At 63.2% G+C, this 23,230-nt stretch carries 19 protein-coding genes; 16 read left to right on the top strand and 3 right to left on the bottom strand.

Going from position 1 to position 23,230, the window contains the following annotated elements; all coding sequences use genetic code 11:
* The first annotated feature begins 415 nt into the window (after nt 1-415).
* The 16 genes from FF80_RS18115 to FF80_RS18050 all read left to right on the top strand — a co-directional run bounded on the left by FF80_RS18115 (nt 416) and on the right by FF80_RS18050 (nt 19,016).
* Complete coding sequence (locus FF80_RS18115; RefSeq protein ID WP_035102933.1) at nt 416-1,177, top strand: FCD domain-containing protein; 762 nt, start codon at nt 416-418, stop codon at nt 1,175-1,177.
* Nucleotides 1,178-1,247: 70 nt separating this feature from the next.
* A complete protein-coding gene (locus FF80_RS18110) occupies nt 1,248-2,201 on the top strand; it encodes a sugar-binding transcriptional regulator (RefSeq protein ID WP_035102932.1) in 954 nt (317 codons plus the stop codon).
* Nucleotides 2,202-2,362: 161 nt separating this feature from the next.
* On the top strand, nt 2,363-3,673 hold the full coding sequence (locus tag FF80_RS18105; protein ID WP_035102931.1) for a sugar ABC transporter substrate-binding protein: 1,311 nt from the start codon (nt 2,363-2,365) through the stop codon (nt 3,671-3,673).
* A gap of 231 nt (nt 3,674-3,904) precedes the next feature.
* Nucleotides 3,905-4,777, top strand: a complete 873-nt coding sequence (locus tag FF80_RS18100) for a sugar ABC transporter permease (protein ID WP_035102930.1) — start codon at nt 3,905-3,907, stop codon at nt 4,775-4,777.
* A gap of 196 nt (nt 4,778-4,973) precedes the next feature.
* Nucleotides 4,974-5,804 carry a carbohydrate ABC transporter permease gene (locus tag FF80_RS18095; RefSeq protein WP_035102929.1) on the top strand — a complete coding sequence of 277 codons (831 nt, stop codon included), beginning with the start codon at nt 4,974-4,976 and terminating at the stop codon, nt 5,802-5,804.
* 11 nt (nt 5,805-5,815) lie between these two features.
* The gene (locus FF80_RS18090) at nt 5,816-6,820 is read left to right on the top strand and encodes an ABC transporter ATP-binding protein (protein ID WP_035102928.1); all 1,005 of its coding nucleotides are present in this window, start codon (nt 5,816-5,818) and stop codon (nt 6,818-6,820) included.
* Nucleotides 6,821-7,025: 205 nt separating this feature from the next.
* Complete coding sequence (locus tag FF80_RS18085) at nt 7,026-8,498, top strand: mannitol dehydrogenase family protein (RefSeq protein ID WP_035102927.1); 1,473 nt, start codon at nt 7,026-7,028, stop codon at nt 8,496-8,498.
* Nucleotides 8,499-9,182, top strand: coding sequence for an HAD family hydrolase (locus FF80_RS18080; RefSeq protein WP_035102926.1), 684 nt, complete (start codon nt 8,499-8,501; stop codon nt 9,180-9,182).
* Between the two features lies 1 nt (nt 9,183).
* A complete protein-coding gene (locus FF80_RS18075) occupies nt 9,184-10,770 on the top strand; it encodes an FGGY-family carbohydrate kinase (RefSeq protein ID WP_035102925.1) in 1,587 nt (528 codons plus the stop codon).
* A 116-nt stretch (nt 10,771-10,886) separates the two neighbouring features.
* Nucleotides 10,887-14,237 carry a transglutaminase family protein gene (locus FF80_RS18070; RefSeq protein WP_035102924.1) on the top strand — a complete coding sequence of 1,117 codons (3,351 nt, stop codon included), beginning with the start codon at nt 10,887-10,889 and terminating at the stop codon, nt 14,235-14,237.
* Between the two features lie 5 nt (nt 14,238-14,242).
* Entirely contained in the window at nt 14,243-16,654 is a 2,412-nt protein-coding gene (locus FF80_RS18065) for a circularly permuted type 2 ATP-grasp protein (RefSeq protein WP_035102923.1), read from the top strand.
* Between the two features lie 4 nt (nt 16,655-16,658).
* Entirely contained in the window at nt 16,659-17,537 is an 879-nt protein-coding gene (locus FF80_RS18060; protein ID WP_035102922.1) for a transglutaminase family protein, read from the top strand.
* Nucleotides 17,538-17,642: 105 nt separating this feature from the next.
* Entirely contained in the window at nt 17,643-17,807 is a 165-nt protein-coding gene (locus FF80_RS21995; protein ID WP_160172857.1) for a hypothetical protein, read from the top strand.
* Nucleotides 17,808-17,850: 43 nt separating this feature from the next.
* The gene (locus tag FF80_RS21485; protein WP_081917531.1) at nt 17,851-18,009 is read left to right on the top strand and encodes a DUF3309 family protein; all 159 of its coding nucleotides are present in this window, start codon (nt 17,851-17,853) and stop codon (nt 18,007-18,009) included.
* A gap of 201 nt (nt 18,010-18,210) precedes the next feature.
* Nucleotides 18,211-18,576 carry a DUF883 family protein gene (locus tag FF80_RS18055; protein ID WP_052153734.1) on the top strand — a complete coding sequence of 122 codons (366 nt, stop codon included), beginning with the start codon at nt 18,211-18,213 and terminating at the stop codon, nt 18,574-18,576.
* A gap of 5 nt (nt 18,577-18,581) precedes the next feature.
* Nucleotides 18,582-19,016, top strand: coding sequence for a hypothetical protein (locus FF80_RS18050; protein WP_035102921.1), 435 nt, complete (start codon nt 18,582-18,584; stop codon nt 19,014-19,016).
* 6 nt (nt 19,017-19,022) lie between these two features.
* On the opposite strand, the gene FF80_RS18045 is transcribed toward FF80_RS18050, so the two are convergent.
* The 3 genes from FF80_RS18045 to FF80_RS18035 all read right to left on the bottom strand — a co-directional run bounded on the left by FF80_RS18045 (nt 19,023) and on the right by FF80_RS18035 (nt 23,055).
* Nucleotides 19,023-20,525: an HWE histidine kinase domain-containing protein gene (locus tag FF80_RS18045; RefSeq protein ID WP_052153733.1), complete on the bottom strand. Its 1,503-nt coding sequence runs from the start codon at nt 20,523-20,525 to the stop codon at nt 19,023-19,025.
* A gap of 190 nt (nt 20,526-20,715) precedes the next feature.
* Nucleotides 20,716-21,633, bottom strand: coding sequence for a diacylglycerol kinase family protein (locus tag FF80_RS18040; RefSeq protein ID WP_035102918.1), 918 nt, complete (start codon nt 21,631-21,633; stop codon nt 20,716-20,718).
* Nucleotides 21,634-21,657: 24 nt separating this feature from the next.
* Entirely contained in the window at nt 21,658-23,055 is a 1,398-nt protein-coding gene (locus tag FF80_RS18035; RefSeq protein WP_160172856.1) for a CHASE3 domain-containing protein, read from the bottom strand.
* Nucleotides 23,056-23,230 lie beyond the last annotated feature (175 nt).

Genomic DNA, 23,230 nt, shown 5'->3' with positions numbered 1-23,230 from the left:
GACTCCCTTTTTGTATTTCGAGTTCATAAAGAGTTGGAATGGTCGTCAGGGGAGAGCCGGCTCGACATGCAGGGCGCAAAAACCGGAAATCGAGACCGATCCCGCGACGGGTAACAGCGGGCAGACACCCGCAGGCTCGCCGTCATTCGTTGCTGCATGAAAATCCTCCACAAGGAACGGCAATTGCCGTTTAGGCCCTCCCAAGCCCACGCCCGGAAGCTAGAATAGTCAGATACCTTTTGTAAAGCGGCTTCCAGCGCAACTGGCTAACAAGCCTGTGTCTTGCCCGACAATAGTCGCAGTTGCGGTGCATCGCTGCGCCCTATATCGTCTGTCCGCCTTCGGAGGACATTCGCATGAGGCGCCGTTCAAACGGCCCCGGCGGATGCAAAGGTATCAGATATCAGGAGGAAAAATGGTCCATCACGATGGGGATGCTCGCCCCGACCAATCGGCGGCAAGCGTGGTTGCGGACGATCTGGCCAGCATGATTCTGGGTGAATTGGTGCCGGGCACGAGCCTGCCCAGCGAAGCCGAACTTGCGGGGCGCTACGAGGTCAGCCGCCTGACCATTCGCGAGGCAGTGAAACTGCTCGAGGGTCGCGGCCTGCTCGAACTGGCGCGCGGCCGCCGCGCCGTGGTGCGCGAACCCGATGGCGCCGCCTTCGCCGATTTTCTCACCTCGATCATCCGCTACGACCCCAAGGGCCTGTACGATCTGATCGAAGTGCGGCTTTCCCTCGAAGTTCAGTCGGCGACCCTGGCCGCCAAGCGCTCCACCCGCGCCGGCCAGACCGCCATTGAAAGCGCCCTCGAAGGCATGCGCGAAACCCTCGCCGGGGGCCTCGACACCCCCGAGCAGGAACTGCGCTTCCACACCTATGATGTCGGCTTCCACGAGGCCGTGGCCCTCGCCAGCGGCAATCGCGTGCTCGGCTATCTCTTCGAAGCCATGGCCCAGCCCCTGCGCGAAGGCTTTTTCATCAGCCGCCGCGGCCACGAACAGCGCGGTCACACCCTCGCCCACACCGTCGAAGCCCATCAGCGCATCCTGGACTGTATCAGACAAGGCAATGGCCGCGCCGCCGCCGAAGCCATGCGCCTGCACCTCAAGGACACCGAACGCGACATCCGCACCGCCCTCAGCCAGCTCCGTCAGGGCCTCCCCAAGAGCTAGCGGCCAATCTACCGCTTGCAGCGCCACCACCCTCGCCCCAATATCCGCCCCATGATTTCGAGGAATCGGCATGGCCAACAAAACCGATAGCCCCAGTACGCGGCTCGATGACGCTGCGCGGGCCGGCTGGCTCTATTACGTTGCCGGCAATACCCAGGAAGAAATCGCGGCCAAACTCGGCATTTCCCGCCAATCCGCCCAACGCCTCGTCTCCCTCTCGGTCAGCGAAGGCCTGATCAAGGTCCGGCTCGACCACCCCATCGGCCGCTGCATGGACCTGGCCGCGCGCCTCAAATCCCGCTTTGCGCTCGACCTGGTAGAAATCGTGCCCTCCGATCCGGCCAGCACCTCCACCACGATTGGCCTGGCCGAAGCTGCCGCCGCCGAGATCGAACGCTGGCTCAAGCGGGCCGATCCCATCATCATGGCCATCGGCACCGGCCGCACGCTCAAGGCCGCCATCGAGCAGCTCATGCCCATGGAATGCCCGCACCACAAGGTGGTGGCGCTGACCGGCAGTATCGCCCCCGACGGCTCGGCCGCCTTCTACAACGTCATTTTCAACGTCGCCGACACGGTCAAGGCCCGCAGTTTCCCCATGCCCCTGCCCGTCATCGCCTCCTCGGCCCGCGAGCGCGAAATGCTGCATTCCCAGCCCATGATCCGCGAAACCCTGGCTCTCGCCGCCCAGGCCGACGTCACCTTTGTCGGCGTCGGCGAAATCGGCCCCGACGCGCCGCTCTATCTCGATGGCTTTATCTCCGATGACGAACTCAAGGCCCTGCAGAAAGCCGGCGCCGTCGGCGAGATCTGCGGCTGGAGCTTTGACGCCGAGGGCAAGCTGATCGAAGGCCTCACCAATGAGCGCGTTGCCTCCGCCTCGATTCCCTCACGCGAAAACTCCCTGGTCATAGCAATTGCCATGGGCCGCAAAAAATTGCCCGGCATCCGCGCCACACTGAACCGTCGCCTGGTCAATGGCATCATCACCGATGAAGCTACCGCCGAAGGCCTGCTGGCCTAGCACCAATCCGCTGACCCACCACATTAATCCCCCAAAATTGGCCATTTCCTGCGGCACGTACGTCACGCGCCCGGCGCATGACACGCTTGACTCTGCCGCATGATGTGCGAGTATTTGCTCATGACTGGAACAAATGCCCGTTCCGGTACGGGAGGAATTTGATGAAACTTACACCCCTTTTCGTGGGCGCTTTGACGCTTGCGCTGGCCACATCCGCATCCGCGCAGACCCTCACCATTGCCACTGTGAACAATGGCGACATGGTGCGCATGCAGGGCCTGTCGTCCGCCTTCACCGCCGATACCGGCATCGAACTCAACTGGGTGGTGCTCGAAGAAAACACCCTGCGCCAGAACGTCACCACCGACATCGCCACCAATGGCGGCCAATATGACGTGATGACCATCGGCACCTATGAAGCCCCGATCTGGGCCAAGCAGGGCTGGCTGGTCCCGCTCGATGGTCTGAGCGCCGACGCCGCCTATGACGTCGATGATCTGCTGCCGCCCATCCGCGATGGTCTCTCCTACGAAGGCAAGCTCTATGCGGCCCCCTTCTATGGCGAAAGCTCCATGGTCATGTATCGCAAGGACCTGATGGAAAAGGCGGGCCTCACCATGCCCGACGCCCCTACCTGGGAATTCATCGGCGAGGCCGCCCGCGCCATGACCGACCGTGCCAATGACATCAACGGCATCTGCCTGCGCGGCAAGGCCGGCTGGGGCGAGAACATGGCTTTCCTCACCGCCATGTCCAATTCCTTCGGCGCCCGCTGGTTCGATGAAAGCTGGAAGCCCCAGTTCGATCAGCCCGAATGGAAGTCCACCCTCGACACCTATCTTTCCCTGATGGCTGATGCCGGCCCCGCCGGCGCCTCGTCCAACGGCTTCAACGAAAACCTCACCCTGTTCCAGCAGGGCAAATGCGGCATGTGGATCGACGCCACCGTCGCCGCCTCCTTCGTGATCAACCCGACGGACTCCACCGTCGCCGACCAGGTCGGCTTTGCCCTGGCGCCCGATAATGGCCTGGGCAAGCGCGGCAACTGGCTCTGGGCGTGGTCGCTGGCCATCCCCACCAGCTCGCAGAACCAGGATGCGGCCGTCCAGTTCATCAATTGGGCGACCAACAAGGCCTATCTCGAGACGGTCGCCGCGCAGGACGGTTGGGCCAACGTGCCTCCGGGCACCCGCGCCTCGCTCTATGCCAATGCCGATTATCAGGCCGCCGCGCCCTTCGCCAAGATGACGCTGGATTCCATCAACTCAGCCAATCCGAGCGAACCGACCGTCCAGCCCGTGCCCTATACCGGCGTGCAATTCGTGGCGATCCCCGAATTCGCCGGTATCGCCACCAATGTCGGCCAGCTCTTCTCGGCGGCTCTCGCCGGCCAGATGTCCGCCGACGACGCCCTGGCTCAAGCCCAGGACGCCGCCACCCGCGACATGACCCGCGCCGGTTATATCAAGTAGGTTTTCTCCCGCATGGGGTGGGGATGCGTCGCGCACCCCCACCCAAACCGGCAGGATCAATCGGCTATGCCACAGATCACCTCTCCCCTGAGGGGCGAGGGGACAAATCGAGACCGTGGCGCGATGGTGCCACGCTCACCGGCGCACCATCCCGCCACAACCACCGCAGTCGCCCTCCCCTTGCGGGGAGGGAAGGGAGGGGGTTCCCTCCGCCACACCGGGATCACCAGCATGGCCACCGCCCAAACCCGCACCCTCTCCCGCATCATGATGGCGCCCGCCGTCATCGTGCTGCTGATCTGGATGATCGTTCCGCTGGTGATGACCCTGTGGTTCAGCTTCCAGAATTATAGCCTGATCAACCCGATGATGACCGGCTTTGCCGGCTGGGCCAACTATATCTATGTCATCGGCGATCCCAGCTTCACCCAGTCGCTGGTCAATACCCTCATTCTCGTTGGCGGCGTGCTGGCCATCACCGTCATCGGCGGCACCCTGCTGGCGCTCCTGCTCGATCAGCCGATCTGGGGCCAGGGCATTTTGCGCATCCTGGTCATCTCGCCCTTCTTCGTCATGCCGCCCGTCGCGGCACTGATCTGGAAGAACGGCTTCATGCATCCCGGCTATGGCATGCTCGGCCACCTGTGGAAGGCCTTCGGCCTGCAGCCAGTCGATTGGTTCAATCAATATCCGCTGTTTTCGGTGATCGTCATCGTGGCCTGGCAATGGCTGCCCTTCGCCACGCTGATCCTGCTCACCGCATTGCAATCTTTGTCCGAAGAACAGCGCGAAGCCGCCGAAATGGACGGCGCCAATGCGCTCAACCGCTTCTACTACATCATCCTGCCCCATATGGCCCGGGCCATCACCATCGTCATCCTGATCCAGACCATTTTCCTGCTCGGCATCTTCGCCGAAATCCGCGTCACCACCGGGGGCGGGCCAGGTTATGCCTCCACCAATATCACCTTCCTGGTTTTCCGCACCGGCATCTTGTCCAATGACATCGGCGCCGGCTCGGCCGGCGGCGTCGTCGCCGTCATCATCGCCAATATCGTGGCCTTCTTCCTGATGCGCGCAGTGGGGAAGAACTTGGATGCGTGAGTTTTCCAAATTGTGTAGCCGACCCCTCTTCACCTCTCCCTTTGGGGGAGAGGTCGACCCCCTTGGGTCGGGTGAGGGGGCCTTCCCCAAGCACCGGGCCAGGAAAAAGGCCCCCTCACCCGTCGGCTTCGCCGCCGACCTCTCCCCCAAAGGGAGAGGTGAGGCTGCCCCTCCCTCCGGCGCAAGGAACTAAATCATGGCCCGCACCGTCTCCACCCGGACCCGCATCGGCTTTACCGCCCTCGCCTGGATTGTCGCCCTCCTGCTGTTCTCGCCCATCCTGTGGACGATCCTCACCGCATTCAAAACCGAGGCCGAAGCCATCGCGTCCCGGCCCACCTTCTTCCCGGAAACCTTCACGCTGGAAAATTTCGGCGCCGTGCAGGATCGCTCCGACTATATCAAGCACGCCATCAATTCGATCCTGGTCTCGGTCGGCTCCACCCTATTGGGCCTCGCCATCGGCATCCCAGCCGCCTGGGCCATGGCCTTCGCGCCCACCAAGCGCACCAAGGACGTCTTGATGTGGATGCTCTCCACCAAGATGATGCCCGCCGTGGGCGTTCTCATCCCGATCTACCTGATCTTCCGCGATCTGCGCCTGCTCGACACCGTGCATGGCCTGACCCTGATCATGACGCTGATCAACCTGCCGATCATCATCTGGATGCTCTACACCTACTTCAAGGAAATCCCGGTCGATATCCTGGAAGCCGCCCGCATGGACGGTGCCGAACTCTGGAATGAAATCGTCCACGTCCTCGTCCCCATGGCCGTGCCCGGCATCGCCTCGACGCTCCTGCTCAATGTGATCCTCGCCTGGAACGAAGCCTTCTGGACCATCACCCTGACCTCGGGCCGCGCCGGCACGCTCACCGCCTTCATCTCCTCATTCTCCTCGCCGCAAGGCCTGTTCCTCGCCAAGCTCTCCGCCGCCTCCCTGCTCGCCATCGCACCAATCCTGCTCATGGGCTGGTTCAGCCAGAAACAACTCGTCCGCGGCCTCACCTTCGGCGCAGTGAAATAAGGACTTAGAAAATGGGTTCCATCTCCCTCTCCCACGTCAACAAGTCCTTCGGCGACGTCCAGGTCATCCCGGACATCTCCCTCGACATCAATGATGGGGAATTCGTCGTTTTCGTTGGCCCATCCGGCTGTGGCAAATCCACCCTCCTCCGCCTGATCGCCGGGCTTGAAGACACCACGTCCGGCACCATCCTGCTCGACGGGCAGGACATGACAAAGGCTCCCCCCGCGCGGCGGGGCCTCGCCATGGTGTTCCAGTCCTACGCGCTCTATCCGCATATGACGGTGCGCGACAACATTGCCTTCCCGCTCAAGATGGCCAAGGCATCAAAGGAAGTGATCGATCAGAAGGTCGAATATGCCGCCCGCACGCTGAACCTATCCTCTTATCTCGACCGCCGCCCCCGCGCCCTGTCCGGCGGCCAGCGGCAGCGTGTTGCCATCGGCCGCGCCATCGTGCGCGAACCCAAGGCCTTCCTGTTCGACGAGCCCCTGTCCAATCTCGACGCGGCGCTACGCGTCAACATGCGGCTGGAAATCACCGAACTGCACCAGCAGCTCAAGACCACGATGATCTACGTCACCCACGATCAGGTGGAAGCCATGACCATGGCCGACCGCATCGTCGTGCTCAACGCGGGGAACGTGGAGCAATTCGGCTCCCCGCTCGACCTCTACAAGAAGCCCGCCAACCGCTTCGTCGCCGGCTTCATCGGCAGCCCGAAGATGAACTTCGTCGATGGCCCCGAAGCGGCCAAGCACAACGCCCATTCCATCGGCGTGCGCCCCGAACACTTCAAGCTCAGCCGCGACAATGTTCCCGGCACCTGGAAAGGCAAGGTCGGGGTCGCCGAACAGCTGGGATCAGACACGTTCCTCCACGTCCATGTCGGAGGCCTAGGCCTGATGACCATCCGCACCGACGGCGACCAGACCTTTGCCCATGGCGACGAAGTCTATCTGACGCCCGACCAGACCCGCATCTATAAATTCGATGCAGCGGGCAAGGCGATCTAACTATGCTCCGCGCCCTCCCCTCCTTCGTCATCACCGGGCTTGTCCCGGTGATCCACGCCTCCACAAACTGGATTGCCCGGACAAGCCGGGCAATGACGGAGAAAACGGGATATCGCCCACCGGGTCATTCCCGCGAAAGCGGGAACCCCTGTTTCCTTTCAACGGAGGTTCCCGCTTTCGCGGGAATGACTCCGGGACCTAACCCATGACCAAACTCTCCGCCGCCACCCTCTCCTCCATCACCACTGCCGCGACACCCACTTACAACCGCGACGCCCTCACCGCCGGCATCGTCCATTTCGGCGTCGGCAATTTCCATCGCGCTCACCAGGCCGTCTATCTCGACGATCTCTTTGCCACCGGCTCCGACCATGATTGGGCCCTCATCGGCGCCGGCGTCCGCGAGGCCGATGAGGCCATGCGGCAAAAGCTCAAGTCCCAGGACTGGCTGACCACCGTGGTCGAACAGGAAGCCGACACCAGCGCCGCCCGCATCACTGGTCCCATGATCGACTATCTCCGCCCCGGCGACAGCGACGCGGTAATCGAGCGCCTGACCGACCACGCCATCCGCATCGTCTCGCTCACCATCACCGAAGGTGGCTATTACATCGATCCGGCCAGCCAGAAGTTCGATCCGACCCATCACGACATCGCGTACGACGCCGCCAATATCACCTCCCCCAAAACCGCCTTCGGCCTCATCCTCGCCGGTCTTATCCGCCGCCGTGACCTCGGCATCCTCCCCTTCACCGTCATGAGTTGCGATAACATCCCCGGCAATGGCCACGTCACCGAAAACGCCGTCGCCGGCCTTGCCGCGCTGATCGACCCGGCCCTCGCCCAATGGGTCAAAGCCAATGTCGCCTTCCCCAATGGCATGGTGGACCGCATCACCCCCGCCACCTCCGATCGCGAAAAAACCCTCCTGGCCGACAATTTCGGCATCGAGGACAATTGGCCCGTCTTCTGCGAGAGCTTCAAGCAATGGGTGCTCGAAGACAATTTCCCCGCCGGCCGCCCGGCGCTGGAAAAGGTCGGCGTTCAATTCGTCAAGGACGTCGCCCCCTACGAGCACATGAAAATCCGCATCCTCAACGGCGGCCACGCCACCATCGCCTATCCGGCCGGCCTGCTCGATATCCACTTCGTCCATGAAGCCATGGAGCACCCCCTGGTCGCCGCCTTCCTCGCCAAGGTCGAGCGCGATGAGATCATCCCCATCGTCCCCCCGGTCCCCGATACCAATCTCGACGATTACTTCGCCCTCTGCCAGCGCCGCTTCGCCAATCCCAAGATTGGCGACACTATTCGCCGCCTCGCGCTCGATGGCTCCAACCGGCAGCCCAAATTCATCATTCCATCGGCCCTGGAGCGTTCTCAACGTCAACAGTCCGTTAACGGATTGGCGCTCGTGTCAGCACTTTGGTGTCGCTATTGCTACGGCATTTCCGAGAGCGGCGCCGTCATCGAACCCAATGATCCAAGCTGGGATCGCCTGACCGCCCAAGCCCAAAAAGCCAAGATCAATCCCCAGGCCTGGCTGGAAATGACCGACATCTACGGCGAACTCGCCACCCATCAACGTTTCATTGCCGCCTTTACCAAAGCCTTGGAAACGCTGTGGAATATCGGCACCAAAGCCACGCTTGAGCGCTACATCGAAGGCCAGATCTAGTTGACCCTCGAGCTCATCATCTTCGATTGCGACGGCGTCCTCGTCGATAGCGAACCCCTCGCCATGCAGATCCTGATCGCCGCCATCGGCGCCCAGGGCCCCGCAATCACCCCCGCCATGGCCTATCGCGATTACCTCGGCCGCTCCCTCGCCTCGATCTCCGCCAGCCTGCTCGATAGCCACGGCATGCCACTCGGTCCGGCGGCACTCGCCTCCATGCGCAGCGATCTGTACGCGCTCTACCGCCGCGAGTTGCGGGCCAGTCCAGGCCTCCCTAACATCCTGGAAAATCTTGACATTCCATTCTGCGTCGCCTCCTCCAGCCAACCCGAACGCATCCGCATCAGCCTCGAACTGACCGGCATGCTGGCCGCCTTCGAACCCAATATCTTCTCCGCCACCATGGTCAAAAACGGCAAACCCGCCCCCGATCTCTTCCTTCACGCCGCCCACGCCATGGGCATTCCACCCACCAATTGCCTTGTCATCGAAGACAGCCCCGCCGGCATCACCGCCGCCCGCGCCGCCGGCATGGCGGTATTCGGCTATCTCGGCGGCGGCCATACCGCCCCCGCCGGGCTCGCCGACACCATCGCCGCGCTCCACCCCGACCGGATTTTTGACGATATGCATGCCTTGCCCGATCTTGTACGATCGCTCCGAACCGAGAAGAAGGCGCTCTAGTTTGTTGCAAAGCCTCCTGGTGGCAGTGGATGTGGGCACGGGGAGCGCCCGGGCGGGCGTGCTGACGCCCGAAGGCCTGCTGCTGGGCCGCGCCGAGCATCCCATCGCCATGAATCGCACCGATGCCAACCATGCCGAGCATGACAGCGAGGACATCTGGCGCGCCGTCTGCGCAGCCGTGCGCAACGCCATGGCTGCCGCCGGAGCCAGCCCCGACGCCGTGGTGGGCCTGGCCTTCGATGCCACCTGCTCCCTCGTCGTCCGCGATGCTAACGGCGCCCCGCTCACCGTCTCCACCAATGGCGAAGCGCGTTGGGACACCATTGTCTGGCTCGATCACCGGGCGCTGGCCGAAGCCGGGGAATGCACCGAAACCGGCCATCTCGTGCTCAATTTTGCCGGCGGCGTCATGTCGCCGGAAATGGAAGTGCCCAAGCTGATGTGGCTCAAGCGGCACATGCCGCAGACCTGGGCCAGTGCCGGCATGATGTTCGACCTGGCCGATTTTCTTTCGTGGAAAGCCACCGGCTCGCTCGCCCGCAGCCAATCCACCCTCACCTGCAAATGGACTTACCTAGGTCATACCAACCCATCCTGGCGGCAGGATTTTCTTGAGCTGGTGGGTCTCGAAGACCTGCTCGACCGCGCCGCCCTGCCGCAGACGGCCAGCCCCATCGGCACCGATCTGGGCACGCTGACCGCAGCGGCCGCCGCCGATCTGGGCCTCACCGCCAATTGCCATGTCGGCGCCGGCCTGATCGACGCCCATGCCGGTGCGCTGGGCCTGCTCGGCGCCTTCGCCAGCGATATCGGCACGATCGATCGCCACCTGGCCCTGATCGCTGGAACCTCCAGCTGCGTCATGGCGCTCTCTGCCGAAGACCGCGCGACCTCCGGCGTCTGGGGCCCCTATTATGGTGCCGTGCTCCCCGGTGTCTGGCTCAATGAAGGCGGCCAATCGGCCACCGGCGCCTTGCTCGATCACCTCATCCGCTGGCATGGCGCGGGCGGCGACCCAACCCCGGAACGCCACCGCGCCATTGCTGAGCGCATCATTGCGCTACGCGCCAGCGAAGGCCTGGGCCTCGCCAAACGCTTGCATGTTCTGCCCGATTTCCATGGCAATCGTTCCCCTTTGGGCGATCCCTTTGCGCTGGGCGTCATCTCCGGCCTGACCCTCGACAGCGATTTCGATAGCCTCTGCCGGCTCTATTGGCGCAGCTGCGTCGCCATTGCCTTGGGCGTCCGCCACATCCTCGAAACGCTCAACACGCGCGGCTATGCCATCGACACGCTGCACATTACCGGCGGGCACACCAGGAACCCGCTGCTGATGGAACTCTATGCCGACGCCACCGGCTGCACGGTGGTGCAATCCTCGGCGCAGGACGCAACGCTGCTCGGCATGGCCATGGTCGCAGCGACTGCCGCGGGGCTTTATCCGAGCCTCGATGCGGCTTGTGTGGCGATGCACCAACCGGGTGCGGCGCGTTCGCCAGACCCGGCTGCCCGCATCCAGTTCGACCGGGACTATCGGATTTTTCTCGAAATGCTGCGGCAACGGCAGCTGATCGACGCGATGGGGTAGCGACTGCCCGCGCAACCCACCTAACCACCAACACCGCCTATCCCTGCACGCCAAACCCCGCTAAGCTCCTTCCCGGGAAGTCAAAATTCGTGGCCTGAAGTGAGCGACTGGAACGCATGTCGATCAAAGCCGCCGTCTACCATCTGACTCACTACAAATATGACCGTCCGGTCTTCCTCCAGCCCCAGATCATCAGGCTGCAACCGGCGCCGCATTCCAGAACCAAGGTGCTGAGCCACTCCCTGCGGGTGTCTCCGTCGCTGCATTTCGTCAATGTGCAGCAGGATGCCTATGGCAATTTCCTAACCCGCTTCGTCTTCCCCGAGCCGGTCACCGAGCTCAAGATCGAAGTCGATCTCGTCGCCGACATGACGGTCTATAATCCCTTCGATTTCTTCGTCGAGGAAACAGCGGAAACTTTCCCCTTCCAATATCCCGAAGATATTCGCGAGGACCTGTCCATCTATATGCGGCCCGAGCCAGCCGGCCCGCTGCTGCAGCGTTTCATCGATGGCATCGACAAGACGCCGATGAATACGGTCAATTTCGTCACCGCCATCAATGCCTCCATCCAGCAGCACATCGCCTATATCGTGCGCATGGAAACCGGCGTGTGGACGCCCGAGGAAACCCTGGGCAACGCCAAAGGCTCGTGCCGGGATTCCAGCTGGCTGCTGGTCCAGACCCTCAGGCATCTGGGCTTTGCCGCCCGCTTCGTGTCGGGCTACCTGATCCAGCTCAAGCCCGATCTGGTCTCGCTCGATGGCCCCGCCGGCACCGACCATGATTTTACTGACCTGCATGCCTGGTGCGAAGTCTATCTGCCCGGCGCCGGATGGGTCGGCCTCGACCCCACTTCGGGCCTACTGACCGGCGAAAGCCATGTACCGCTGGCCGCCACCCCGCATTATCGAAATGCCGCGCCGATCTCGGGCTTTGCCAGCTACGCTGAAGTCGATTTCGCCTTCGATATGAAGGTGACCCGCGTCGCCGAACATCCGCGTATCACCAAGCCCTTTTCCGACGCCGCATGGGACCAGCTCAATGCCCTGGGCAAGCAGGTCGATAAAGTCCTCGCCGAAAACGACGTGCGCCTCACCATGGGCGGCGAGCCCACTTTCGTTTCCATCGATGATTTCGAGGCCGACGAGTGGAATACCGGCGCCGTTGGCCCCACCAAGCGCGCCCTTGCCGACGATTTGATCCGCCGGCTACGCCAGCGCTTCGCGCCAGCTGGCCTGCTGCATTATGGCCAAGGTAAATGGTATCCCGGCGAAACCCTGCCGCGCTGGACCTTTTCCCTCTATTGGCGCGTCGATGGCAAACCCGTCTGGCAAGATGAGGCGCTGGTGGCGCGCGAAGGCGTCAAAACCGCCGCGACCCATGCCGACGCCCGCAAATTCCTCGCTGCCTTTGCGAACAATCTCGGGCTGACCGGGGAAACCATTGACGAGGCCTATGAAGACCCCGGCGAATGGCTGCTCAAGGAAGCCAATCTGCCCGCCAATGTCGACCCGGCCAATTCCGAACTGGCCGACCCCGAAGCCCGCTCGCGCATCGCCAAAGTGTTCGAGCGAGGCCTGACTAACCCCACCGGCTATGTACTGCCCGTACAGCGCTGGAACGCGGCCGCGTCGAGCCCCTGGCTCACCGAAAAGTGGAAGACACGGCGCGGCAAACTCTTCCTCGCCCCCGGCGACAGCCCCGCCGGCTATCGCCTGCCGCTGACTTCGCTCAAGCACATCAAGCCCACCGAATACCCCCATGTGGTGGCGCAGGACCCCGGTGCACCGCGCGGCCCCCTGCCCGATCCGGTGGAAATCCTGTCGCGCAAAACTGCTGGCCTTGCCGCCGACCCCCGCGCCCAGGTTGCTGCAGAATTTACCGCCGCCACCGAGCAGCAGGACCGCATCGAGCAGGAAATCAGCGAGATCGAGGGCGAGGTGCGCACTGCTGTCACCGCCGAAATCCGCGACCATAGGCTCTGCGTCTTCCTGCCGCCGGTCGAAAAACTCGAGGACTATCTCGAACTGATCGCCGCCGTCGAAGCCGCCGCCAAGGCCATCGGCTTCCCCGTGCATGTCGAAGGCTATTCCCCGCCGCACGATCCGCGCCTCAATGTCATCCGCGTGGCGCCCGATCCGGGCGTCATCGAGGTCAATATTCACCCCGCTTCGAACTGGGACGATTGCGTCGCCACGACCACCGCGATCTATGAAGAAGCCCGCCTGTCGCGGCTGGGTGCCGACAAATTCATGATCGATGGCCGCCACACCGGCACCGGCGGCGGCAATCACGTGGTCGTGGGCGGCGCCACACCCGATGACAGCCCCTTCCTGCGGCGGCCCGATCTGCTCAAGTCACTGGTGCTGCATTGGCAGCGCCATCCGGCGATGAGCTATCTGTTTTCGGGCCTGTTCATCGGACCGACAAGCCAGGCCCCTCGCTTCGACGAAGCCCGGCACGACAGCCTCTACGAACTCGAAATCGCCATGGCGCAGGTGCCTCACCCCGCCTCGGGCGCCTTGCCGCCTTTGCCCTGGCTGGTCGATCGGCTGTTCCGCAATCTTCTGGTCGACGTCACCGGCAATACCCATCGCTCGGAAATCTGCATCGACAAGCTCTATTCGCCCGACGGCCCCACCGGCCGGCTGGGCCTGGTCGAATTCCGCGGCTTTGAAATGCCGCCCAATGCGCGCATGTCGCTGGCCCAGCAAGTGCTGATCCGCGCCCTCATCGCCCGGTTCTGGACCGATCCGCTGGAGGGCAGTTTCACCCGCTGGGGCACCACCCTGCATGATCGTTTCATGCTGCCCCACTATGTCTGGCAGGACTTTCTCGATGTCCTCGCCGACCTCGACGCCCACGGCTTCAAGCTCGATCCGGCCTGGTTCGCCGCCCAGCTCGAATTCCGTTTCCCCTTCTGCGGCGAGGTCGAATATGACGGCGTCCGTCTCGAACTGCGCCAGGCGCTCGAGCCCTGGCATGTCATGGGCGAACAGGGCGCCATCGGCGGCACGGTGCGCTTCGTCGATAGCTCGGTTGAACGGCTACAGGTCAAGCTCGATGGCCTCAATCCCGAGCGCTACGCCGTCACCTGCAACCGGCGGCCCATTCCCCTGCACAAGGCCGATACGGCAGGCTCGGCCATTGCTGGCGTCCGCTACAAGGCCTGGCAACCCGCCTCGGGCATGCATCCGGCCATGCCGGTCAATACCCCACTGGTGTTCGACATCTACGACACCTGGACCGGTCGGCCCGTCGGCGGCTGCACCTATCACGTAGCCCATCCCGGCGGTCGCAATTACGAAACCTTCCCGGTCAACGGCAACGAGGCCGAGGCGCGGCGCCTTGCTCGCTTCGTGCCGCACAATTACACCCCGGGTGGCTATGATCTGCGCGCAGAAAAGCCTGCGGACGAGTTCCCGCTAACGCTTGACCTGCGCCGGCCGCCGCGCTTCTGGTAGAACCCATGAATACGCGGAATCAAAAGCCTCGCGGCAAGCCCCCTGCCGGGCCCAGCATTGTTGCTGATTACCGGCTGCAACCGGGCGTACCCGACGAAATGGTCGACCCGGCCGGCAACATCCGGCCGGGCTGGGCCGCCTTGATGGCTGCCTTCGACAGGCTAGGCCCCACCGAGCTTGCCGCGCGTTTCGAGCGCGCCGATCAATATCTGCGCGATGCCGGTGTGTTCTACCGCAAATATGACGGCGCTGAGGGCAAGGAACGCGACTGGCCGCTCGCCAAAATTCCGCTGCTGATCGATGAAGCCGAATGGGCCACCATCAGCGCCGGCCTGGTCCAGCGCGCCGAACTGCTCGAAACCGTCATCGCCGATATCTATGGCGACAATACCCTGGTGCAACAAGGCCTGCTGCCGCCCGAACTTGTGGCGCGCAATGGCGAATTCCTGCGCCCCCTCGTCGGCGTCAAACCGGCCAGCGGACATTACCTGCATTTCTGCGCCTTCGAGCTGGGTCGCGGCCCCAACGGCGCCTGGTGGGTGCTGGGCGACCGCACCCAGGCCCCTTCGGGCGCCGGCTTTGCGCTGGAAAACCGCGTCGCTACTACGCGCGCGCTGTCCGATATCTATGCCGGCATGAATATCCAGCGGCTGGCCGGCTTCTTCCGCGCCTTCCGCGATACGCTTTTCGCGCAGGCCAAGCGCGATGGCGGTCGGGTCGGCATTTTGACGCCGGGCCAGCTCAACGAAACCTATTTCGAACACGCCTATATTGCCCGCTATCTCGGCCTCATGTTGCTTGAAGGCGAGGATCTGGTGGTCGAGGACGAGCGCGTCATGGTGCGCACGGTGGCCGGACTCAAGCCGGTGACCGTGCTGTGGCGGCGCATGGACGCCTCCTTCGTCGACCCGCTTGAGCTGCGCTACGATAGCCGCATCGGCACGCCCGGCATGGTCGAGGCATTGCGCCACGGCTCGATCTCCATGATCAATGCGCTGGGCACCGGCCTGCTCGAAACCCGCGCGCTGGCCGCCTTCATGCCGCGACTGGCGCAAAAGCTGCTCGGCACCAATCTGCTGCTGCCCGAAATTGCCACCTGGTGGTGCGGTCAGCCAGGCGAGCAGCGCCATGTGCTCGACAATTTCGACAAGCTGATGATCGGCCCCGCCTTCGCCACGACGCTTCCCTTCGATGACCAGCGCGGCACCATGCTCGGCTCCGCCGTGCCTGCCGACCAGCGCGAGGCGCTGCTTGAGCGTATCCGCACCAATGGCGCCGGCTATGTCGGCCAGGAACAGGTGCAGCTCTCCACCGCCCCGGTCTATGTCGATGGCAAGCTCGAACCCCGCGCCATTACCCTGCGCGTCTACGCGGCTCGGACCGACGATGGCTGGACCATCATGCCCGGCGGCTTTGCCCGGGTCGGCTCCACCAACGATGCCTCGGCCATCGCCATGCAGCGCGGCGGCCAGGCAGCCGACGTCTGGGTCGTGTCATCCAAGCCGGTGGAACAGGTCTCGCTGCTGCCGCGCGATGGCCAGAAACTGGTGCGGAACTCGCCCGGTAGTCTGCCCAGCCGCGCCGCCGACAATCTGATCTGGCTGGGGCGCTATGCCGAGCGCTGCGAGGCTACGGTGCGCATCCTGCGCGCCTATAATGCCCGCCAGGCCGAACTCTCCAAGACCGACCTGCCGATCCTGACCCACTGTGCGGCATTCCTCGAAACCATCGATGTCGATGCCGCTGATGCCATGCCGCTGGGCTTGCTCTCCTCCATCGATAGCGCCGTGCACAGCGCCGGCCAGATCCGCGACCGCTTCTCGCCGGACGGCTGGCTGGCTCTGGTTGATCTGCAAAAGACCGCCCAGCGCTTTGCCACCCGCGTCCAGCTCGGCGACGATGCCACGCGCGCCATGACCGTGCTGCTGCGCAAGCTGGCAGGCTTTTCCGGCCTCGTGCACGAAAACATGTACCGCTTTGCCGGCTGGCGCTTTCTCGAACTGGGCCGACGGCTTGAGCGTGCCATGCAGATCGCTCGCGCCACTGCCTGGTTCACCCATAAGGATGCGCCGGATGGCTCGCTCGAAATGCTGCTGGAAATCGGCGACAGCGTCATGTCGCACCGTCGCCGCTATTCAGTGAGCGCGGGTACGCAAAGTGCCGTCGATCTGCTTACGCTGGACCCGCTCAATCCACGCTCGGTGCTGTTCCAATTGGCCGAACTGCAAAAGCAGATCGAAATGCTGCCCGGCGGCATTGGCGATGGTCAGCTCTCGCCCGCCGCTAAGGCTGCCCTGCAATTGCACACCGAATTGCGCATCGCCGAACCCGCGGACATGACCCCTGATCGCCTCGACAAGCTGGCCGCCGATCTCGGCGTTCTCTCCAGCCTCGTGGCCGCAGCCTATTTCGTGTAGCGCCATGCTCTACGATGTCCGCCTCGATCTGCATTACGATTACGACGCACCCGTGCATGGCGGCCGCCACCTCATCCGTGTTGCGCCGATCAGCGTGCCCGGCACCCAACGCGTCATCGCGGCAAGCCTCTCCTTCGAGCCGCGCCCGCAGCGCGAAAGCGCCTTCACCGATTTTTTCGGCAATGCGGTGACCACCATCACCTATCTGACGCCGCACGATCATCTCGATATCCGCCTGACCGCGCGCGTTCAGGTGGAGGACATTCATCCTCCCGCCGATCTATCGCCGACCCTCGAGCATTTGCGGCAGGAGATCAGCCGGTTCTGGTCGGTCGAACCCGATAGCCCGCATCATTTCCTCGCCGAATCCGGCAGTGTGCAGCTCGTCCCCGCCATTACCGCCTATGCCAGGGCCGCCATGGCCGGCGCCCCTTCAGTATTGGCGTCCGCCAATGACCTCTGCATGGCGATCCATCGCGACTTCATCTACGATTCCAAGGCGACTGACGTGCAGACCACGCCCGCTGAAGCCTTTGCGCTGCGCAAGGGCGTGTGCCAGGATTTTGCCCATGTGATGATCGCCGGTCTGCGCGGCGCCGGCATTCCCGCCGGCTATGTCTCGGGTTTCCTGCGCACCAATCCGCCACCCGGCAAGGCACGACTAGAAGGCAGCGACGCCATGCATGCCTGGGTGCGTGTCTGGTGCGGCCAACATATGGGTTGGGTCGAGTTCGACCCCACCAATGCCATGATTGCGGGCGGCGACCACATCTCGATCGGCCATGGCCGGGACTATGCCGACATCTCCCCGATCGTGGGCGTACTCAAGACCCATGGCTCGCATGAGACGACCCAATCGGTCGACGTGATACGCGTCGAATAGAGCCGCCGCACCCCTGTTTCACCAGGTATGCGGAACTAAAGTCCCTTCCTCGCCGTTCTTAGAGCAAGCGCAATAGAGCGCGGCGTTCTGAAGGTATTGGCCGACATGACACATGCTGAAATCAAGGAAATCGAAGACGCCCGCGCGAGTATGGCCTGGTCGAGCGAAAGCTACGATGGCCGGACCCATTATGCCGACATACTCAAGGCACTGACGCCGGCATTTCTTATTCTACTCGCCGCCACAGGTCTATTGCTCGCCTTGGTTTGACCCGGCGGCTTGGCGTCACAATAACAAAAGAAGGATGCGTCCTATGACCTTAGGCACAATTCTCATCATCGTTCTTATTCTGCTGTTGATCGGCGCATTGCCCAATTGGGGCTATTCCCGCGGCTTCGGTTATGGGCCATCCGGTATTCTGGGCGTCGTCCTCGTCGTCATCCTCATTCTTGTATTGATGGGACGAATTTGACGCACAGCCGATAAAGGGCGCGACCAGTATTGGAGTCCACGTTAGTGGAATGCGCCCCGCGGGTTGAAGGTCGCCCCCCTTTCACCCGCCCTGGTCACCCCGATACGTTTAATACGTACCGGGGTGTCTTTCTGTCGGCCCACTGGCCCGGAACCTACCACACGTTATGGCGTTGAATGACATCAATGAATGGAGCGTTTAATGGCTGATACACCTGAAATGGCACCGACCCGCGGCAAGAGACCCAACGGAGGCTCGCGTGCGGCGTCCAGCCGCGCCAAGGAAAAGCAACTCGAAGACCAGATTGCCCAGTTGCAGGACGATCTCAAGGGGATCGCCGCGACACTGGCCCATCTCAGCAGCAATAAGGTCAACGAGGTCAGGGACGTCGCCAAGAGCGAAGCCCGCCATCTGCAACGCCAGGGCCAGAACGTCATCGAGGACGTGCAGGACCAGGCCGGAGAACTTGAGCGGCAACTAAAAGACACCATTCGCGAAAAGCCGCTAACCGCGGTGGCAAGCGCGGTGGGCATCGGGTTTATCCTCGCTCTGCTCTCGCGGCGCTAGGCATCATGAATTTACTGGTCCCCCTCGCGGCCCTGCTCGGCATCGAGGTCGAGGCGATTACCGATCGGGCCAAAAAGCTCGCAATTGTCTATGCGGTGATCAGCCTCTTCCTGCTGCTGGGTTGCTTTTTTCTCGTGGCGGCGGGCTTTTTTGCTCTCACCACCCAGATCGGGCCGATCTACGCGGCGCTGGTTCTGGGCGGCGTTTTTATCGTCCTGGCACTGGCGGTCTTTGCCGGCGCGCAGATCGGCGAGAGCAACCGGAAACGCCGCGCCTCCGAACGCCGCCGCTCCAGCGAAACCGGCGCTTTCGTTACTACGGCAGCATTGACCGCATTGCCGGTCCTGCTGCGCTCGCCGGCCATCCGCACGCTCGGTCTTCCCGCCGCGGCCCTGGCAGCGTTCCTGCTGATCCGCAACGCCGGCGACAAGGACGATTGATCCGCGTCAATCTTGTTCGGCGGGCAGCGGCATCCAGATCTCGGCGGCGACACCGCCGGGATCGAATCGCAGCGTGACATCGCTATTGAGCACCTTGGCCAGGCTGCGCTCGATCAGCCTGGTACCCAGGCCATAATCACGCGGCGGCGCTACGGCGGGGCCCTCGCTTTCACGCCAGCGCAGCATCAGCCCGAGCACCGGCGCTTCCCGCTTTTCCCAGTCGATATTGACCACGCCCCGATTGGTGGACCAGGCCCCATGACGATGCGCATTGGTGGTCAATTCATGCAGGATCAAACCCAGGCCAACTGCATGGTCGGCCGGCAGCATCATGTCCGGTCCGTTGACGGTGGCGCGGTCGGGATGCTCAAGGAAGTCCGGCCCTAGCTGGGAAGCGATCACCTCATAAAGATGCACCCCGCTCCAGTCGCGATCGGCCAACAGCACATGGGCATCCGAAATCGTGCGCAACCGCCCGGAAAAGGCCTCGATAAAGGCCCTGGGATCGGGATTCTGCCGGATCGTCTGACGCGCCACCGACTGAATCATGGCCAGCGTGTTCTTGACCCGGTGGTTGAGCTCGCGCAGCAGGAGCCGCGTGTGCTCGGCGCTCTGCTTGGCTTCGGTAATATCGGTGGAGGCACCCATCATGACCAGCGCCCGCCCCTCGGCATCGCGCTGATAGACCCGGCCCCGCATGGTCAGCCACCGGATTGTCGGCTCCACTCGCACCTCGGCGGCAAAATCGACACCCTCGTCGAGACTCGCCTGGATACTGGCTTCGATGGCGGCGCGATCGCTGGCATGGACCACGTCAAGCACCTGTTCGAACTGGATCGTGCCGCTTTCGGGCAGGTGATACATGCGCCGGAACATGTCGTTGCAGACCACTTCCCCGCTGCGGATATCCCAGATCCAGCTGCCCACATTGCCCGCTTCCAGCGTCAAGGCATGGCGCCATTCTTCCCTGAGCAAAGCCGCAGCCGTGCGCGCCCGCACCCGTGCTTCGTCCTTGAGAGAGAATAGCGTGGAGGCAAGGCTCGCCAGATCGGCAAGCTGGTTGAGCAATGCCGGCTCAACCGCATCTCTGGTTTTGCGGCCAAGCACGCAAAGCGAGCCCAGGCGCTGCCCAGCGACCACGATCGGCGCCCCGGCATAAAACCGGATGCCGGCTTCGCCCGTCACCAGTGGATTGTGGATGAAACGCGGATCGGCCGTAGCGTCGAGGACCACCATCACCTCGGACCCGGCCAGGGTATGCGCGCAAAACGAGTCATCGTCCGATATACTGGAGAGGTCAGTACCATAGCAGGCGCGGAACCATTGCCGTTCGTTGTCGATCAGCGTCACCAGGGCGATTTCGGCACCAAAAATATGGGCCGCGACCCGGGTGAGGCGGTCGAAATCGGCATCGGGATCTGTACCGAGAACCTCCAGCGCCGCCAGCGCCTGCAGGCGGGATGGATCATCCAGAACCCTGCGGACCTCGTCCGGAAGGGAGGAACTCACTTCTGTCACTTTTCGTCCTGACGCTTCCGCGACAACTGCGCATTCAAACCTGAGCAAGACGCAAACGGGCAAACCGGAAGCCTTGCGGACACGGGCGTGAACACGGCCTGACTTCTGTCAAACTGCCGCTAAAGTTAGGCCCGATGCCGTTAAACTCGGGTCAAGCAATATGGTTCCCAAGCTGGAAAAATCACGAACCGCCCGTTTCGGGGGGCTTAGGCAACAGCACCTTGAGCGCACCGGGATGCACCTTGAGGGTGACCGAAGGCGCCAGCTTGATCAATTCGCCGTCGATCACCGCATGGGCATCGTGCTTGCGCCAGGGAAAACTCAGCGTCACCTGCTCGACTTCCTGCTCGGTAACCGCATCGCTCGCCCGCCATTTGCCCAGCAGCACATCCACTGCCAGCCGGATCAATGCCCAGGTCGACATTGGCGCAGCCATATAGACGCCTAACAGGCCCGCATCGAGCCGGTCGGCATAAGGAATGTGCCCGTCACCCACTGGATTGTTGGAAACCGCGATGCCCGAAACCCGCTGGCGCTCGCTCCCGTTTCTCGTATGGATTTCCGCTTCGAATTCAGGCGGGTGCAGCACGGCCTCGGCAATGGCGCGCAAACTCGCCAGCATCTTGCCGATGCGGCTGCGATAGGTCATGCGCTCGCGAATACGCACCAGCCTTGCATGTACGCCGACGCCGAACTGGTGCACAAAGACGCGGCCATTGGCCGTTGCGATATCCACCGCGGCGATCTCGCCATCGGCGATGGCCTCCATCGCCGCTGTCAGATCGAGCGGCAACTGCAGCGCCCGGGCGAAGAGATTCATCGTCCCTGCGGGCAAGATGGCCAACGGGACTCCGGTTTCAAAGGCGATCCCTGCCGCCGTCGAAATCGTGCCATCGCCGCCCCCAACCAGCATGACGTCCACGCCCCTGGTGCCCGCGACCCGGCGCAGTTCGGTCTCGACATTGCGCCCGGCAACGATACGGCACTCGAGATCATGGCCGTTCCGCCTGAAAATCTCCACCGCCTGGCCGGCAAGGGCGGCTAGATCCATGGTCCGCAGGGTGCCGCCATCGCGGTTGAGAATTGCTACGATATGCATCGCTGTCTCCGGGCGCCGCTGGCATTAGCCCGCTGCCGCCCGCGCGACGCCGGGCAGCGGCACCGTCACTACAATGCCGCCATGGGGTCCTCGTTCATAGTGCGGCTTGCCGTCGAACTGATTGGCCAATTGCTTGATGATCACAGATCCAAGCCCGCCTTCACCGGGCGTTCGCTCGGCAGCGATGCCCACCCCATCATCGGCCACCCGCAACGTCGGCACATTGGCCGCGTCGCGCTTGAAACTCACCGCGATTTGCCCCTGCCGGCCATCGGGAAACGCATGCTTGAGCGCATTGGTCACCAGCTCACCCACCAGGATTCCGATCGTCGTGGCATCCCGCGCACCAATCTCCACCGGGGCAAAGTCCCCCTTGAGCGTCACCGCCTTGGCGGTGGTGGCGGTGTCGTGCAGATCGTCCAGCACCGCGCTCAAGAATTCCGCCGCGCTGACGGTTTCCAGATCGTCCCCCAGCCGCAGCCGCCGATGGGCCGAGGCCACCGCATGAACCCGTGCCCGCGCCGCCTCGAGTGCCTCGCGCACCTCGTCTGAACCGGTGCGCATCAACTGCAGCCCGAGCAGGGACGAAACGGTCGCCAGCGAATTGCCCACGCGGTGATTGGTATCGCGCAACAGGGCCTCGACGCGCTGGCGTTCATGTTCGGCATGCTCGCGCGCTTCCTCGATGGCCTGGGTGCGTTCCCGCACCTGGGCTTCCAGCGCCTCGTTCTGCGTCAGCAATTGCGTGCGGCTTTCGGCCAGTGCGCTAACCTGGCGCTGGGTGCGCGACAAGAGCGAATAGGACAGGATCGCCGCACCCGCCAGCGCCACGATGATCGCCAACACCAGAGCACGGCGCGACAGATCGATCCCCCTGTTACGCTCCAGCAGCTTGGCGTTTTCCTCACCGATGAATTGTTCGAGCCCGATACGCAACTCGTCCATCAGCCGCGCGCCCATTCCGCTTTGGATCAGCGTCTGCGCCTCACCAGGACGGTCTGACTGGATCAGGTCCACTGTCCGCGCCATCTCCGCCAGTTTGATGGAGATCGAATCCGAGATCGCCGCCACGCGGTCGGCCTGCCTTGGGTCGGCGGCGGTAATAGCGACAAGCGTCTTGATCCGCGTATCGATGCCGGCAACCGCCCGCCGGTAGGGCTCGAGATATTCCTGGTCGCGCGTCAGCATAAAACCGCGCTGGCTGCTCTCGGCCTCAGTCAAGGCAATGGTCAGTTCGCGCGCCTGGTTGCGCACCTCATAGGTCTGGGTAACATCGACCAATTGCCGATCAATGCCCGCTGTCATGATAAGCGCGGCGGCTGCGGCCAGCACGACCAACGCCAATGACGCCAGCACGGCGAGCCGGGGCCTTGCCCGGCGCGGCGGCTTGACGTCGCGTTCCTGATTGCGTGCTTCGGCCACCATCATTATCCCGGCAGTCCAGTGGAAAGCTCAGGACGGCCGCGCCCCGCTGGAACAATTGTGGCTATGCATTTGCACCATGGCGATGGCGGTTTTGCGGCCATGCCGTCAGATCAATGGCCGACGGCGCCGGACGGCCCCTTCCACCGGACAGGTCCATCATTCTGGCGCTCAT

The sequence above is a fragment of the Devosia sp. LC5 genome (genome assembly GCF_000735585.1).
Taxonomy (GTDB): domain Bacteria; phylum Pseudomonadota; class Alphaproteobacteria; order Rhizobiales; family Devosiaceae; genus Devosia.
Note: the sequence above shows the minus strand (reverse complement) of the source record. Positions and strands in the feature narration are given on the sequence as shown.

Coding starts and splice junctions, on each gene's coding strand:
- FF80_RS18115 (WP_035102933.1), top strand. CDS start 416: ATGGTCCATCACGATGGGGATGCTCGCCCCGACCAATCGGCGGCAAGC.
- FF80_RS18110 (WP_035102932.1), top strand. CDS start 1,248: ATGGCCAACAAAACCGATAGCCCCAGTACGCGGCTCGATGACGCTGCG.
- FF80_RS18105 (WP_035102931.1), top strand. CDS start 2,363: ATGAAACTTACACCCCTTTTCGTGGGCGCTTTGACGCTTGCGCTGGCC.
- FF80_RS18100 (WP_035102930.1), top strand. CDS start 3,905: ATGGCCACCGCCCAAACCCGCACCCTCTCCCGCATCATGATGGCGCCC.
- FF80_RS18095 (WP_035102929.1), top strand. CDS start 4,974: ATGGCCCGCACCGTCTCCACCCGGACCCGCATCGGCTTTACCGCCCTC.
- FF80_RS18090 (WP_035102928.1), top strand. CDS start 5,816: ATGGGTTCCATCTCCCTCTCCCACGTCAACAAGTCCTTCGGCGACGTC.
- FF80_RS18085 (WP_035102927.1), top strand. CDS start 7,026: ATGACCAAACTCTCCGCCGCCACCCTCTCCTCCATCACCACTGCCGCG.
- FF80_RS18070 (WP_035102924.1), top strand. CDS start 10,887: ATGTCGATCAAAGCCGCCGTCTACCATCTGACTCACTACAAATATGAC.
- FF80_RS18065 (WP_035102923.1), top strand. CDS start 14,243: ATGAATACGCGGAATCAAAAGCCTCGCGGCAAGCCCCCTGCCGGGCCC.
- FF80_RS18060 (WP_035102922.1), top strand. CDS start 16,659: ATGCTCTACGATGTCCGCCTCGATCTGCATTACGATTACGACGCACCC.
- FF80_RS21995 (WP_160172857.1), top strand. CDS start 17,643: ATGACACATGCTGAAATCAAGGAAATCGAAGACGCCCGCGCGAGTATG.
- FF80_RS21485 (WP_081917531.1), top strand. CDS start 17,851: ATGACCTTAGGCACAATTCTCATCATCGTTCTTATTCTGCTGTTGATC.
- FF80_RS18055 (WP_052153734.1), top strand. CDS start 18,211: ATGGCTGATACACCTGAAATGGCACCGACCCGCGGCAAGAGACCCAAC.
- FF80_RS18050 (WP_035102921.1), top strand. CDS start 18,582: ATGAATTTACTGGTCCCCCTCGCGGCCCTGCTCGGCATCGAGGTCGAG.
- FF80_RS18040 (WP_035102918.1), bottom strand. CDS start 21,633: ATGCATATCGTAGCAATTCTCAACCGCGATGGCGGCACCCTGCGGACC.